This is a genomic window from Streptomyces sp. NPDC048521 (genome assembly GCF_043199855.1).
In the GTDB taxonomy this organism is placed as follows: domain Bacteria; phylum Actinomycetota; class Actinomycetes; order Streptomycetales; family Streptomycetaceae; genus Streptomyces.
Map to the genome: position 1 here is coordinate 230386 of NZ_JBICWR010000001.1, position 13923 is coordinate 244308.

Consider the following 13923-nt stretch of genomic DNA (forward strand, 5'->3'; position numbering starts at 1 on the left):
CGACCCTTCGGCCGTTTTCTCCGGGCCGACCCGGGGACTCACCCCCTATGGTGCAAATCGGATACACGATGATGACCGAGCAGGCCGGTCCCCGGGACCTGGTGGACCACGTGGTGGGGGCCGAGGAGGCCGGGTTCGACTTCTCGGTGATCTCCGACCACTACTTCCCGTGGCTGCGCTCGCAGGGGCACTCCTCGTACGCGTGGAGCGTGCTGGGCGCTGCCGCCCAGGCCACCTCGCGGATTCCCCTGATGACCTATGTCACCTGCCCCATCCTGCGCTACCACCCGGCGATCGTGGCGCAGAAGGCGGCGACGGTGCAGTTGCTGTCCGACGGCAGGTTCCGGCTCGGCCTCGGCGCCGGCGAGAACCTGAACGAGCACGTCGTGGGCGGCGGCTGGCCGCCCGCGGACGTACGGCACGAGATGCTCGAAGAGGCAGTGGAGATCATCCGTGCGCTGTTCGAGGGCGGCCATGTCACCCACCACGGACAGCACTACGACGTGGAGTCGGCCCGTCTGTGGGACCTCCCGGACGAGGCTCCGCCGATCGGCATCGCCGTCTCCGGCGAGCAGTCCTGCAAGCTCGCCGGGCATCTCGCCGACCTGGTCATCGCGACCGAGCCCAAGGCGGGCCTGCTGGAGGCCTTCGACCGGCACGGCGGCAGCGGCAAGCCCCGGGTCGGCCAGCTGCCGGTGTGCTACGGCCACGACCGGGACACGGCGATCAAACGCGCCCACTCCCAGTTCCGCTGGTTCGGGCTCGGCTGGAAGGTGAACGCCGAACTGCCGCACCCGGACTCGTTCGAGGCGGCCACGCAGTTCGTGACCGAGGACGACGTCGCCTCCGCCATCCCGTGCGGCGACGACCCGGACGCCTTCGTGGAGGCCGTACGGCCCTACGCCGAGGCCGGGTTCGGGGAGGTCGCCCTCGTGCAGATCGGCGGCGACACGCAGCAGGAGTTCCTGGACTGGTCGGCGAAGACCCTGCTGCCCGCGTTGCGGGAGGCGTTCGGCTGACACCCCCCTGCCCGTCCGGCGCGGCCCCGTGGGCCGCTCCGGGGGGCGGGCTTTCCCCGAGCACGGCCGCGGGCCCACGGTGTTCGGCACCTGTCCGGCCGCGTTCCGCGCAGTCCACGGGAATCAGTCGCACGGGTGAGCATTCCGGGCGGGACGGGGGTACTAGAGGGCTCTAGCCGATTGTTCCCGGAGGCCCTCGCGTGAACTCGTTCGTCCACAAGACCCTGGTGGTGCAGCTCCGCGCGGGAGGCACCGAACGGTGTCCCGTGCTCGCCCATCTCAGCTACGACGCCGAGGATCCGTTCGCCGTCACCGCCGTCTTCGGCCACGACGGCCATGTGCTGGCCCGCTGGCGGCTGGACCGGGAGATGCTCTGCGACGGCCTGGACAAGCCGGTCGGTGTCGGCGACGTCCGGGTGCGGCCCGCCGCCACCGGACTGTGGCACGAGCTGCGCCTGGAGTTCCTCGGGGACTACCGTCCCGACGGCAGCCGGCACCACGCGGTGGTGTTCGCCTGGGCGCCCGCGATCGCCGCGTTCCTGCGCGAGACCCACCAGGTCGTCCCGCCCGGGCAGGAACACGTCCCCGTCGACGAGTTCCTGGCGGAGATCCTCTCCGGGGCGGAGTAGCCCCGGCGCCGGGCGACCGCATCCTCGTCCGCGCCCCTTGTGGCGCGCTGGTGCGGCCGATGGCCCGTGCTGCCCAGGGGCCGTCAGCTCCCGTCATCCGTACGCCGCTTCACGCGGAGGGTCTCCAGAAGCCGGAGCCAGATCTCGCTGGCCGTCGGATAGCTCGGGACGACGTGCCACAGGGTGGACAGAGGAATCCGGCCCACGATCGCCGTGGTCGCCGAGTGCACGAGTTCGGCGATGCCCGCGCCGACGAAGGTGGCTCCCACCACCACGTCGTCGGTGCGGTCGACGACCAGTTTGGCCTGGCCCCGGTAGTCCGAGCGCATGACGTAGGTTCCCGCGAGCGCGGCGAGGTCGTACTCGACGACCTCCACGTCGATGCCGGCGTCTCGTGCCTGCCGCTCGGTCAGTCCGGCGCTGCCGACCTCCGGGTCGGTGAAGACGACTTGGGGAAGCCCGATGTGTCCGGCGGCGGCGGAGGGCAGTTCGGTGGAGCCTTCTGCGCGGGCGGCGATCACCTCTCCGGCGATACGGGCCTGGTACTTCCCCATGTGCGTCAGCAGTGCCCGCCCGCACACGTCGCCGATGGCGTAGAGCCAGTCGGCGTCCGTACCCCGCACGCACTGGTGCTCGTCGACCGCGAGGTATCCGCCGGGGCGCAGGCCGATGGTGTCCAGACCGATGTCCTCGGTGTTGGGCAGGCGCCCGGTGGCTACGACGACCTCGTCGGCGACCACGGTCGTGCCGTCGTCGAGCGTCACGCTGACTTCCCCGCCATGGATGTGGCCGTGCCCGGTGTCACGGGGCTCGGCCCGCTTGACCAGGGACAGGTTGTGCCCCGGGTACAACTGGACGCCGCTGTCCTGCAAGGCCTGGCCGACGAGTGTGCCCGCGAAGGGTTCCTGCCGGGCCAGCAGCCGATCGCCGCGGTACACGAGCGACACCTCGCTCGCTCCCAGCCCGGCCAGCCAGGTGGCCGCCTCACAGGCGACCACGCCGCCGCCCAGGACGACGACCCGACGCGGCACCTCACGCATCGTGGTCACGTCGCGCGACGCCCACGGCAGGGCCGCACGCAGTCCGGGAACGTCCGGCACGGCCGGGCGGGAGCCCGTGTCGACGACCACGGCGTGGCGGGCCGTCAGTGTCCGGTCCGCTCCGTCCGGGCGGCTCACGACCACGGTGCGTTCACCCGCCAGACGTCCGTAACCGCGGACGACGTCGATACCGGTGGACAGAGCCCAGGACACCTGTGAACCGTCGTCCAGTTGATTGATCACACGGTCACGCCGGGCGAGGACCTCGGCGGCCTCCAGTCGGGCCGACACTCCCGGCAGATGAGCGGCCGCGTCCACGACCTCCACCGGCCGCAGCAGGGCCTTGCTCGGCATGCAGGCCCAGTAGGAGCATTCGCCCCCGAGCAGGCTGTCCTCCACGAGCACCGAGGACAGGCCCGAGAACTGGCTTGCGTACTGAGCGGCGTTCTCACCGGCGGCGGCGCCACCCAGGACGATCACATCCCATGAGGAGCGGTCCGGATCCACGGTCGCGGTCATACGTATGTCTCCCATCACCGCTCAACGCCCTGCGCCTGTCGGTCGCACCGACGGCGGACGGCCCCGCGCCCCGCACTGGTTCGAGTCGTCCGGGCCGGCGTCGGGTCCCCGGTCACAGACATCGGCTTCTCTCCCCGGCCGGTCGCCGGCCCGGGTCGAGCGGCGTCACCGCCCAGGCAGTCGTTCCGTGACTTCCTGCACCATCCAGCTGTTGCCGTCCGGGTCGGTGAACGAGGCGAACGACGCGTAACTGGCGCGCTCGGGATGCGGGCCGGGCACCCGGTCCTTGGTGCCCGCGTGGTGGAACACCCCGCCCGCGTCGTGGAAGACTTCCCCCACCTCGGCCCCGTTCCGGGTCAACTCGGCCCGTGCCGCCTCGATGTCCGAGACCACGAGGTACAGGCCCGCGGCGGATCCCGGCTCGGCCGAGCTGACGCCATTGCCGAAGATCACCGAGCCGCCGGAACCCGGCGGTGTCAGCTGCACCACGCGGAAGCCGTCGCCGGCGGAGAAGTCGGCGTCCAGCCGCCATCCCAGCGCCTTGTAGAAGTCCTTCGACCGGTCGACGTCGGCGACCGGGATCACTACCACTTCGAGTCTCATGTCCATCGGGGGAGCCCTCCTGCCGTACGGCAGTTGTGCACGTCGCCGCGAATCCCCGCTCCGGCGCGCCGCAGCGACGTTGTCGTGGAGGCCCTGCCATGGGGTGGATGAAAGGCTGCGCGTCTTCGACCGGGTCCGGTACGGCTGTTGGCCGCAGCCGTCGCGGCGCCGGTTTTCCGCACCGGGTCGGTGAGGACGGCACGGCAGGGAGACCTCTCCACCATACTGCTTGACCGCAGCGGCGCCACTCCTGCCTCGGGCACCCTCGGGCGCTCCCGTCCTTGGGGACCGCGGTGGGGCATCACGAGCCTGGGCGTTCGCCGATTCGGAAGGGGTGTCCGGCGCGCGGAGGAACGGTCTAGTCGTCCGATCGGGACGTGTGCTTGCGGCAGGCCCACAGGGGCAGGCCGTACCAGCAGACGAGGTACCAGGTGACGACGGCCGCCACCAGGTACGGCACATAGCTGTCGTGTGTGGCCACCCGGAGGATCAGCAGCAGGGAGGACGTCATCGTGGCGAGCAGCAGGACCAGCCCGACGAACGTCATCCTCGACGCCAGCCGCACCGCCTGCGGCTTGACCTGGCGGCCGGCGACCAGACGGTGCAGCGACACCGGGCCGATGAGGGCACCGGTCGCGCAGGCGCCGAGGACGACGGTGACGATGTAGATGGCCTGGTCGACGGCCGCGAGCTGGGCGTACTTCGGCTGGAAGACCACCGTCAGCAGGAAGCCGAACAGGATCTGCACACCCGTCTGGGCCACGCGGACCTCCTGGATGAGTTCACCCCACATCCGGTCGGCCCGCTCCTCCGCGGTCTCGTTCCGCCCTCTGCGCCGCCCTTCCTCCGTCATGCGGTTGCGTGTAACCGCATGACAGAGCATTCAAACAGGCGTACTCGGCGTCACCGCACGCTCACGCACGGTGCGACTCGGTTCTCACCACCGGTGCTCGACCTGGGCCTTGATCCGGCGGTCGTACAGCTCCTGGATCGCGGCGAACGTCTCCTCCGGCAGCGGCGGCATCTTGGCCGCGGCGGCGTTGGCGCGGGCCTGCTCCGTGGTGCGCGCCCCGGGGATCACCGTCGTCACGCCGTCCTGCTCGATGATCCAGCGCAGCGCCAGCTGGGCCGGCGTGCAGCCCTCGGGGGTGAGCGCGGCGAACTCGGCGGCCGCCTCGACACCGGTCTCGTAGTCGACGCCGGAGAAGGTCTCGCCCTGGTCGAAGGCCTCGCCGTGCCGGTTGAAGGTGCGGTGGTCGTTGGCCGCGAACACCGTGTCCTTCGTGTACTTGCCGGACAGCAGGCCGGAGGCGAGGGGCACCCGCGCGATGATGCCGACGCCGGCCTCGCGGGCGGCGGGCAGCACCTCGCGCAGGGGCTTCATCCGGAACGGGTTGAGGATGATCTGCACGCTCGCCACGTTCGGCCGGGCGATCGCCGTCAGCGCCTCCGCGCAGGTCTCCACGCTCACCCCGTACGCCGCGACGCGCTCCTCCTCGACCAGGGTGTCCAGGGCGTCGAACACCTCGTTGGAGGAGTAGACCGGGGTGGGCGGGCAGTGCAGCTGGACCAGGTCGATGCGGTCGACGCCGAGGTTGCGGCGCGAGCGGTCGTTCCAGGCGCGGAAGTTGTCCAGGACGTAGTTCTCGGGGATCTGCTCGACCCGGCGTCCCATCTTGGTGGCCACCAGCACGTGCAGATCGGGCCGGCCGCGCAGGAACGAGGCGATGGTCTCCTCGCTGCGCCCGTCGCCGTAGACATCGGCCGTGTCGAAGAAGGTGACCCCCGACTCGGCCGCCGCCTCCAGGATGGACAGGGCCTCCTTGTCGTCCACGTCGCCCCAGTCGGCACCCAGCTGCCATGTGCCGAGTCCGACCACCGATGCCCACTGACCCGACCTGCCGATTACGCGTTCGTCCATGGCGTCAGTGTGTCATCCGGTGCCGCGTCCCGCGGAGCGGGCCGCTCCGCGGGACGCACCCGGTCCTGTGAGCCGTCGCGGCCTGGTGCGCTCCGCCGCCGCACGGGGCGCCGTACCGATCCTGATCGACCCGGCCCGGCGGTGGCCGCGGCCGAACTCCCGGTGTTCCCGGTGGGCGTGGCGCTCACCCGCGCTGACCGGGCGGACTACACCTCGAAGTAGTGGCCCTCGTCGAGGTCCGCGAGGAACCTGGTCTCGCGCGGTTCCCAGCCGAGCAACGTGCGTGTGAGCGCGCTCGACGTGGGATTGTCAACCCCGACGAAACCGCCGAGGAAGCCGAAGTGTTCGCCGGCCTTGTCGGCGGGCAGGCCGGTCACGGGCACGTCCAGGTGCCGGCCGATGACCTCGGCGATGTCCCGGAAGGGCACCCCCTCCTCGTCGGTGGCGTGCAGCCGGGAGCCGGCCGGTGCGTTCTCCAGGGCCAGCCGGTACAGGCGGGCCGCGTCGAACCGGTGGACTCCGGGCCAGCGGTTGGTGCCGTCACCGACGTAGGCCGCCATGCCCTTCTCCCGGGCGATCCGGATGAGAAGCGGCACGAAGCCGTGGTCGCCGCGACCGTGCACGGAGGGGAGCCGGAGCAGCGAGGCGCGGACTGTGCGCTCGGCCAGCGCGAGCGTCGCCTCCTCGGACGCGGTCCGGCGCGTTCCGGCGGCGGGCCCGTCGTCCTCGGTGACGAGGCGGCCCGCGGGCGCGATCGCCGTGCCCGAGGTGACCACGAAGGGCCGGCCGGACCCGGCCAACGCGGCGCCGATCGCCTCGATGGCGCGCAGGTCGGCGGCGGCCGCGGCGCCGGAGTCGGTGAAGTCGTGGCGGAAGGCCAGGTGGATGACGCCGTCGGCGGCGTCCGCCGCGCGGGCCAGGCCCTCGGGGTCGTCCAGGTCACCGCGGTGGGCTTCGGCCCCCGCGGCCTTCAGCGTCGCCACGGCCTCGTCCGAGCGGGCGAGGCCTACGACCTCGTGGCCCGCGCCGATGAGTTCGGGAACGACGGCGGACCCGATGAAACCGGTGGCACCGGTGACGAATACCCGCATGATGTGGGGCTCCTTGGTTGCTCGGTGGCAGTGATCCCATCGTTCGACCGCCAGGCCGCGCCCGTCCACAGCTTGTTCCGCATGAGGCAATACGGTTCAGGCATCACCCCAGCCCAGCCGGGCTGCGAGCCCCGAGGCGCAGGAGGAGCCCGGCGGTACGCTCGAGGCATGTCCGACTCTGCCACCGCCGCGGATCTCGACCTGAGGCTGGTGCGGTACTTCACCGTCGTCGCCGAGCACCGGCACTTCGGCCGTGCCGCCACCGCCCTGCACATCACTCAGCCGTCCCTGAGCCGTCAGGTGCGCCGTCCGGAGCAGCAGGTGGGCGCTCGGCTGCTCGACCGCTCCTCGCGGGGCACCCGGCTCACCGAGGCGGGCGAGGCCTTCCTGCCGCGGGCCAGGGCCCTGCTGCGCGCGGCGGCGCAGGCCGCCGCCGTCGCCCGGGCCGCCGCCGAGCCCAGCCGGATCACGATCGGCTACACCACCGGTGTCTTCGTCACCCCCGCCGTGCGCGATCTGCGGCGCCGGTTCCCGGACGCCGAGGTGCGGACCACGCACCTGCGCTGGCAGGAGGCGCGGCAGGCGCTGCTCGACCACCGTGTGGACGCCCTCGTGGCCCGGCTGCCGTTCTCCAGCGAGGGTCTGCGGGTGACGGTGCTCTACGACGAGCCGCGGGTCCTGGTCGTCCCCCTCGACCACCGGCTGGCCGGCAAGGAGTCGGTCACCGTGGACGACATCGCCGACGAACCCCTGCCCCGGCTCCCCGACCCGCTGTGGGACGCGTTCTGGCGCATCGACCCGCGTCCCGACGGGCGTCCCGCCCCCGACGGCCCGTACGTCGACGACATCGAGGACAAGTTCGAACTAGTCGCCTCCGGACAGGCGGTGGCGATCGCCGCGGGTGTCCCGGGCCTCACCGTCCGCCCCGGCCTCACCGCGATCCCCCTGCACGGCGTCGAACCGAGCCAGGTGGCACTGGCGACCCGCGCGGGCGACCACACCCGCCTGCTCAACGCCTTCCGCAGGTCCGCCGAAGCCCTGCTGACCGAGCCCGCCGGCAGCCGGTGAGTCAGGGCGCGGGGCGGCCCGGCAGGGCGTCCGCGTCCGTGTCGTGGCCGTGGCGCCGGTGTGGCGCCGGCCCCGCCCGGCCCCGGTCGGGCGAGGTTCTTCTCCAGGGCCGTCAGGTAGCTCCGCATGGAGTGGTCGCGGATGCCGGCCGGCATGGCGAGGGCGCCACCGAGGCCGTGCCCGGTGAAGTACACGCTCTGCCCGTCGGTGCGCAGCTCGGCGAGGGTGTCGGCGACGGCCGGGTCGCAGAGCCAGTCCTTGATCTGGGCGGCCGCACCCGGTCGAAGCCCCACTGCGCGGCCTGGTCCTCGATGGCGGCACGGTCCTGGTGGGCGAGGTCGGCGGCGCGGGTCGGCCAGTAGGCACGGTGCAGGCTGTAGCCGGACGAGAGCTGGTCGAACGAGACGGGTAACGGCCGTGGGGGCGGGGCTCCTTCGGTGCGCGAAGGCTGCTGCGGACGGTGCGGAACCGTGGCCGGTCAGCCCCGGTGCGCGGCCGACCGGGCGTGCAGGGCCCGTGCTGCCCTCGGTCCGAGCCAGCGTTTGAATCGACGCAGCACCTCCAGCTGTCCGGCCGCCTTGTCGAGGCCGTAGTACAGCTGCGGCGGGACGTACGGCAGCAGGGGCGAGTGGCGTTGGCCGAGCAGGGCGAACATCCGGTGCGGGGGCAGGTGGATGTAGCGGGGCAGGTTCTCGTACCACTGCGCGCTGTAGCGGGCCGCGCTCTGCACGGACAGCAGTTCGGCCCGGCGGCGGCGCTCGTAGGCGGCGAGGGCGTCGGGCAGTCCGGCGTGCTCGTGCAGGGCGCCGGCGAGGCACATGGCGTCCTCCAGGGCGAGGGTGGTGCCGGCGCCGATGGAGTAGTGGGTGGTGTGGGCGGCGTCGCCGAGCAGGACGAGGTTGCCGTGGTGCCAGGCGCTGTTGGTGAGGGTGCGGAAGCTCAGCCAGGTGGCGCCGCCACGGCCGATGAGGGGGTGGCCGTCGAGGACGTCGGCGAACAGCTTCTGCAGCAGGGCGAGTTGCTCGCCCTCGTCCGCCCGGTCCAGGCCGAGGCCGGTGAAGGTCTCCGGGGAGCATTCCACGACGCAGGTGCTGTGCTCGCCGCTGTACCCGTAGCCGTAGGCCCAGATCCAGCCGTGCGCGGTCTCGGTGAAGGCGAAGGTGAAGGCGTCGAAGACCTTGGTCGTGCCGAGCCAGATGTAGTGGTTGCGGCCGCTGGTGATCCGGGTGCCGAAGTGCCCGGCGTGCCGGCCGCGCAGGGCGCTGTGCACCCCGTCGGCCGCGACGATGAGATCGGCGCCGGCGGGCGGTTCGGTGATCTCGCTGTCGTACTCCAGGCGTACGCCGAGGGTGCGGGCCCGGTCGGCGAGCAGGTCGAGCAGCCGGTGGCGGCCGATGCCGAAGCCCTCGTCCCCGTGGTGGCAGGCCGTCAGGTCGCCCACGTGGGCGACGCCGTCGCTCCAGCGCACGGAGTGTTCCTCGATCGCTCGCGCCGAGGCGGGGTCGTGCTCCCGGAGCTTGTCGAGGAGGCCGCGCCAGTACGTCACGCCCCAGCCGTAGGTCGAGCCCTCGGGGTTGCGTTCGTGGACGGTGATGTGGTGGGCCGGGTCCCGCTGCTTGAGCAGGATGGCGAGGTACAGGCCCGCGGGCCCTCCTCCGACGCAGACGACCTTCACCGCACACACCCCTGACAGTCACCGAACGTGGTCGATCGGCATCGCAGGGTAGCAGCAGGGACGGGCCGCCTGATCGCGTCAGTTCGACGCGGTGAGCCGCGCCACTCCGACGGTCGGCGCGCGAGAAAGATCACCGCGATCCGGGGCGACCCGGCAAGGAATTGCCCGTTCCGGGCCGACCGGAGCCACCACCGCAACAAGATCATCTTCGTTCAACGCTGCACGAAATGTGGGTGATTGTCCGGATCACAGCCAACCCGTTCCGGCGGATTTCTTCCGGTCCGGGACCCCCGGATAGGCATGCGTCGTCACCACCACGACGCCCCCCAGGAGGACCCGCATGCCTGACCTCACCCGGCGCCGCGCGCTCACCGCGGCAGCCGCCCTGGCCGCCACGGCCTCAGCCGCCGCCGTCGCCGCTCCCCACGCCACGGCCCTCACCTTGGGCACCTCGGCCGCCGGCCACGACCACACCGCGCCGGACCCCTTCGACGAGGTCTACAACGGCCGCCGGATACAGGGCCGTCCGGCGGGCGTAGGCGGTCACCACCACGACCATGGCGGCGGCTACGCCGTGTTCGTGGACGGGGTGCAGCTGCACCTGATGCGGAACGCCGACGGCAGCTGGATCAGCGTCGTCAGCCACTACGACCCGGTGCCCACCCCGCGCGCCGCCGCCCGTGCCGCGGTGGACGAACTGCAGGGCGCGCCGCTGCTGCCGTTCCCCGCCAACTGACCGCCCCCACAAGGACCTACGGAGCACCGCGCACCATGACCGTACGCAAGAACCAGGCCACCCTGACCGCCGGCGAGAAGAAGCGGTTCACCGACGCCGTCATCGCGCTGAAGCGCAGCGGGCGCTACGACGGCTTCGTCCGCACGCACAACGCCTTCATCATGTCCGACACCGACAGCGGCGAACGGACCGGCCACCGCTCCCCGTCCTTCCTGCCGTGGCACCGCAGATTCCTGCTCGACTTCGAGCAGGCGCTGCAGTCGGTGGACTCCTCGGTGGCGCTGCCGTACTGGGACTGGAGCACCGACCGCACGGTCCGCGCCGCGCTGTGGGCGCCGGACTTCCTCGGCGGCACCGGACGCGGTACGGACGGCCGGGTGATGGACGGCCCGTTCGCCGCGTCCACCGGCGACTGGCCGATCGCGGTACGGGTGGACGGCCGCACCTTCCTGCGCCGCTCGCTCGGCACGAGCGTGCGCGACCTGCCGACGCCGGCCGAGGTGGAGTCGGTGCTGGCGATGGCCACGTACGACATGGCACCGTACAACAGCGCCTCGGACGGCTTCCGCAACCACCTGGAGGGATGGCGCGGGGTCAACCTGCACAACCGGGTCCATGTGTGGGTCGGCGGGCAGATGGCCACCGGGGTCTCCCCCAACGACCCGGTGTTCTGGCTGCACCACGCCTACGTCGACAAGCTGTGGGCCGAGTGGCAGCGCCGGCACCCGGACGCCGGATACCTGCCGGCGGCCGGCACGCCGAACGTCGTGGACCTGAACGAGACGATGAAGCCGTGGAACGACGTGCGTCCGGCGGAGCTGCTGGACCACACGCGGCACTACACGTTCGACACCTGATCAGGCCTCGGCGGTACGGCACTCCGGGTGGCCCCAGCCCTGCGCGTTCTTGGCGATGGGCTCGCCGGCCGCGTAGGAGCGGCCGCACGGGCAGCGGCCGGGGAACTTCGCCTTGATGGTGCGGGAGGACGCTCCGCCGCCGGTGCGGCGGGGCGTCTTCTTGCGCGGGGCGGCCGCCTTCGGGGTGTCGGGCGACGGCGGCGGCTCCGGGGAGCCGAGCGCGCTGCCGGCCACCTCCTGGACGGAGGCGGCCTGGCTGGCGGCGCGGTCGGCGAAGTCGTTCAGCGGGTCGCCGTCGACCTGGTGGGCGGGGACATAGCGGAACTCGACGGTCCGGCCGGCGAGGAGGTCGTCGATGCGGACCACCAGATCCTGGTTGGCGACCGGCTTGCCGGCGGCCGTCTTCCAGCCGTTGCGCTTCCAGCCGGGCAGCCAGGTGGTGACGGCCTTCATCGCGTACTGGGAGTCCATCCGGATCTCCAGCGGCACGTCCGGCTCGACGGCCGCCAGCAGGCGCTCCAGGGCGGTGAGTTCGGCGACGTTGTTGGTGGCCCGGCCGAGCGGGCCCGACTCCCAGCGGCCCGGGGTCCGCTCGTCGCCGTCGGAGACCACCCACGCCCATCCGGCCGGTCCGGGGTTTCCCTTCGAAGCCCCGTCGCACGCGGCCACCACACGTTCACGCATGCGCACGATCATGCCATGACCGCGCGGGCCGGCGTTCCGGGCCCGGTCAGGCGTCCTTGACCTTGGGCATCTCGCCCTCGGTGGTCGTGATGTCGATCACCGAGAAGTCCGCGCCCTGCGGGTCGCTGAGCGCCGCGAACCGGCCGAAGGGGCTGCTCATCGGCCCGAAGCGGAGGATGCCGCCGAGCTTGACGGCCCGGGCGACGGCCTCGTCGCAGTCGTCCACGGTGAAGTAGACGTTGATGTACGAGGGCACCTCGGGCGGGAAGTCGTCCGTCATCCGCATCCGGCCGAGGACCGTGTCCTCGCCGATGTCGAACATGCGGAAGTCGACGGCGTGGTCCTCGATGTCCTTCATCCGGTAGGGGAAGACGGCGGAGAGGAAGCCGTCGGCCTTCTCCGGCTCGCGGGTGAAGACCTCGGCCCAGCAGTAGGCGCCCGGGGTCGCCGTGGCCTCGAAGCCCTCGTGGGTGCCGGCCTGCCACACCCCGAACACGGCTCCACTGGGCTCACGGGCCAGGCACATGGTGCCGAAATCGCCGACCTGCATCGGCTCCATCAGCACCTCGCCACCGTTCTCCCGGATCTTCGCCGCGGTGGCGGCGGCGTCCGGCGAGGCGAGGTACAGGCACCACTGCGACCGGCCCTCCTGGCCGGGCATGGGCGGGACGACCGCGGCCACCGCCTTGCCGTCCGCGTAGGCCTGTGTGTAGTTGCCGTACTCCGACGACGTCTCGCCGAAGGTCCAGCCGAGGACGTCGCCGTAGAACCTCTTCGCTCCCTCGAGGTCGCTGAACATCGCATCGGCCCAACAGGGCGTTCCTTCGGGTTGCACGGCCATGGTCCGGGCCCTCTCGGTCAGCTGTTTTGTCCCGCTACCTCACGCTAGCCACCCCGAGGTCGACCCGCGCGCCGAACGGCCGGGGGGCAGCCCCGGGCCGGCCAGGTGCCGCGGACCGCGACCGCCACTTCCCGTACCCGTCCGGCGAAATCCCGTCGACGGCAAGGGCGTCGAGGCGCTGTGATGTACCCCGATGAGTGACTACGACAACCGTCGGCCGCGGAGGATGCACGCGGACGAGGTCGACCTCGACGCCCCACTGGTCCAGCGCCTGATCGCCCGCCGGTTTCCGCGGTGGGCCGGGCTGCCCGTACGGCGCGTCGCCTCCTCCGGGACCGAGAACGCCATGTTCCGCCTGGGCACCGACCTCGTGGTACGGCTCCCCCGGCGTCCCGCCGCCGTATCGGACGTGACGCGGGAGCAACGCTGGCTGCCCCGGCTCGCGCCGCTGCTGCCGGTGGCGGTGCCCGAGCCCCTCGGGGTGGGTGAACCGGACGACGGCTTCCCGTGGCCCTGGTCCGTCTACCGCTGGCTGGAGGGCCGCAATCCGGTGGCGGGGGCCGTCGAGGAGGCGGAGCGGCTCGCCGAGGACCTCGGGGCGTTCGTGCACGCGCTGCGCCGGATCGCCCCGCAGGACGGGCCGCCCGATTACCGGGGCGGCCCCCTGGGGGACCGGGACGAGCTCACCCGCGCGGCCATCGCCGAGCTGGGCGCAAGGGTCGACGCCGACGCGGTCACCGCCCTGTGGGAGGAGGCCCTGCGCGCCCCGGAGCACGCCGGGCCGCCGGTCTGGGCGCACGGGGACCTGTCCCCCGGGAACGTGCTGGTCGACGGCGGCCGGCTGAGCGCCGTGATCGACTTCGGCACCGCCGGCGTCGGCGATCCCGCCGTGGACCTCATCGTTGCCTGGAACCTGCTGCCCGCGGCCGCCCGGGACACCTTCCGCAAGGCCGTCGGCGCCGACGACGCGGAGTGGGCGCGCGGGCGCGGCTGGGCGCTGTCGATCGCGCTGGTCGCACTGCCGTACTACTGGCACACCAACCCGACACTGGCGGAGAACTCCCGTCACGTGATCGCCCAACTCCTCGCCGTGACCGAGTAGCCGTGACCGGGTGGCCGTGACCGGGGGCCGAGGCCGAGCAGCCGTGACCGGGTGGCCGAGCAGCCGAGGCCGAGTGATCGTGGCTGGCTGGTGGCCGAGCGATCGTGGCCGGCTGGTGGCCGAGCGATCGTGGCCGGG

The 13923-nt window shown here is 72.2% G+C and carries 14 protein-coding genes; 6 read left to right on the forward strand and 8 right to left on the reverse strand.

Annotated features, from left to right (window positions below; translation table 11 throughout):
- Positions 1-47: 47 nt before the first annotated feature.
- Both ACGFRF_RS01045 and ACGFRF_RS01050 read left to right on the forward strand, forming a co-directional pair.
- Positions 48-1019, forward strand: coding sequence for an LLM class F420-dependent oxidoreductase (locus ACGFRF_RS01045; RefSeq protein ID WP_393735890.1), 972 nt, complete (start codon positions 48-50; stop codon positions 1017-1019).
- 200 nt (positions 1020-1219) lie between these two features.
- Complete coding sequence (locus tag ACGFRF_RS01050) at positions 1220-1648, forward strand: SsgA family sporulation/cell division regulator (RefSeq protein ID WP_393735892.1); 429 nt, start codon at positions 1220-1222, stop codon at positions 1646-1648.
- An 83-nt stretch (positions 1649-1731) separates the two neighbouring features.
- On the opposite strand, the gene ACGFRF_RS01055 is transcribed toward ACGFRF_RS01050, so the two are convergent.
- The 5 genes from ACGFRF_RS01055 to ACGFRF_RS01075 all read right to left on the reverse strand — a co-directional run bounded on the left by ACGFRF_RS01055 (position 1732) and on the right by ACGFRF_RS01075 (position 6822).
- Complete coding sequence (locus tag ACGFRF_RS01055; protein ID WP_393735894.1) at positions 1732-3207, reverse strand: dihydrolipoyl dehydrogenase family protein; 1476 nt, start codon at positions 3205-3207, stop codon at positions 1732-1734.
- A gap of 165 nt (positions 3208-3372) precedes the next feature.
- Entirely contained in the window at positions 3373-3816 is a 444-nt protein-coding gene (locus tag ACGFRF_RS01060) for a VOC family protein (RefSeq protein WP_393735896.1), read from the reverse strand.
- A gap of 352 nt (positions 3817-4168) precedes the next feature.
- Positions 4169-4663, reverse strand: a complete 495-nt coding sequence (locus tag ACGFRF_RS01065) for a DUF6328 family protein (protein ID WP_393735898.1) — start codon at positions 4661-4663, stop codon at positions 4169-4171.
- An 84-nt stretch (positions 4664-4747) separates the two neighbouring features.
- A complete protein-coding gene (locus tag ACGFRF_RS01070; RefSeq protein ID WP_393735900.1) occupies positions 4748-5731 on the reverse strand; it encodes an aldo/keto reductase in 984 nt (327 codons plus the stop codon).
- Positions 5732-5937: 206 nt separating this feature from the next.
- Complete coding sequence (locus ACGFRF_RS01075) at positions 5938-6822, reverse strand: SDR family oxidoreductase (RefSeq protein WP_393735902.1); 885 nt, start codon at positions 6820-6822, stop codon at positions 5938-5940.
- A gap of 168 nt (positions 6823-6990) precedes the next feature.
- Here ACGFRF_RS01075 and ACGFRF_RS01080 point away from each other — a divergent pair, with 168 nt between their 5' ends.
- Positions 6991-7890 carry a LysR family transcriptional regulator gene (locus tag ACGFRF_RS01080; protein ID WP_393735904.1) on the forward strand — a complete coding sequence of 300 codons (900 nt, stop codon included), beginning with the start codon at positions 6991-6993 and terminating at the stop codon, positions 7888-7890.
- Positions 7891-8368: 478 nt separating this feature from the next.
- Here the strand turns inward: ACGFRF_RS01080 and ACGFRF_RS01085 are convergent, their stop codons facing one another.
- Positions 8369-9565, reverse strand: coding sequence for an FAD-dependent monooxygenase (locus tag ACGFRF_RS01085; protein ID WP_393735906.1), 1197 nt, complete (start codon positions 9563-9565; stop codon positions 8369-8371).
- 340 nt (positions 9566-9905) lie between these two features.
- Between ACGFRF_RS01085 and ACGFRF_RS01090 the strand changes: the two genes are divergently transcribed.
- Positions 9906-10301 (forward strand): tyrosinase cofactor, encoded by a 396-nt coding sequence (locus ACGFRF_RS01090; RefSeq protein WP_393735908.1) that lies wholly within the window; start codon positions 9906-9908, stop codon positions 10299-10301.
- A 35-nt stretch (positions 10302-10336) separates the two neighbouring features.
- A complete protein-coding gene (locus tag ACGFRF_RS01095; protein ID WP_393735910.1) occupies positions 10337-11158 on the forward strand; it encodes a tyrosinase family protein in 822 nt (273 codons plus the stop codon).
- On the opposite strand, the gene ACGFRF_RS01100 is transcribed toward ACGFRF_RS01095, so the two are convergent.
- Both ACGFRF_RS01100 and ACGFRF_RS01105 read right to left on the reverse strand, forming a co-directional pair.
- Entirely contained in the window at positions 11159-11854 is a 696-nt protein-coding gene (locus ACGFRF_RS01100; protein WP_393735912.1) for a ribonuclease H, read from the reverse strand.
- Between the two features lie 34 nt (positions 11855-11888).
- Complete coding sequence (locus tag ACGFRF_RS01105) at positions 11889-12683, reverse strand: VOC family protein (RefSeq protein ID WP_393735913.1); 795 nt, start codon at positions 12681-12683, stop codon at positions 11889-11891.
- A 193-nt stretch (positions 12684-12876) separates the two neighbouring features.
- Here ACGFRF_RS01105 and ACGFRF_RS01110 point away from each other — a divergent pair, with 193 nt between their 5' ends.
- Positions 12877-13785: an aminoglycoside phosphotransferase family protein gene (locus ACGFRF_RS01110; RefSeq protein WP_393735915.1), complete on the forward strand. Its 909-nt coding sequence runs from the start codon at positions 12877-12879 to the stop codon at positions 13783-13785.
- Positions 13786-13923: the final 138 nt, after the last annotated feature.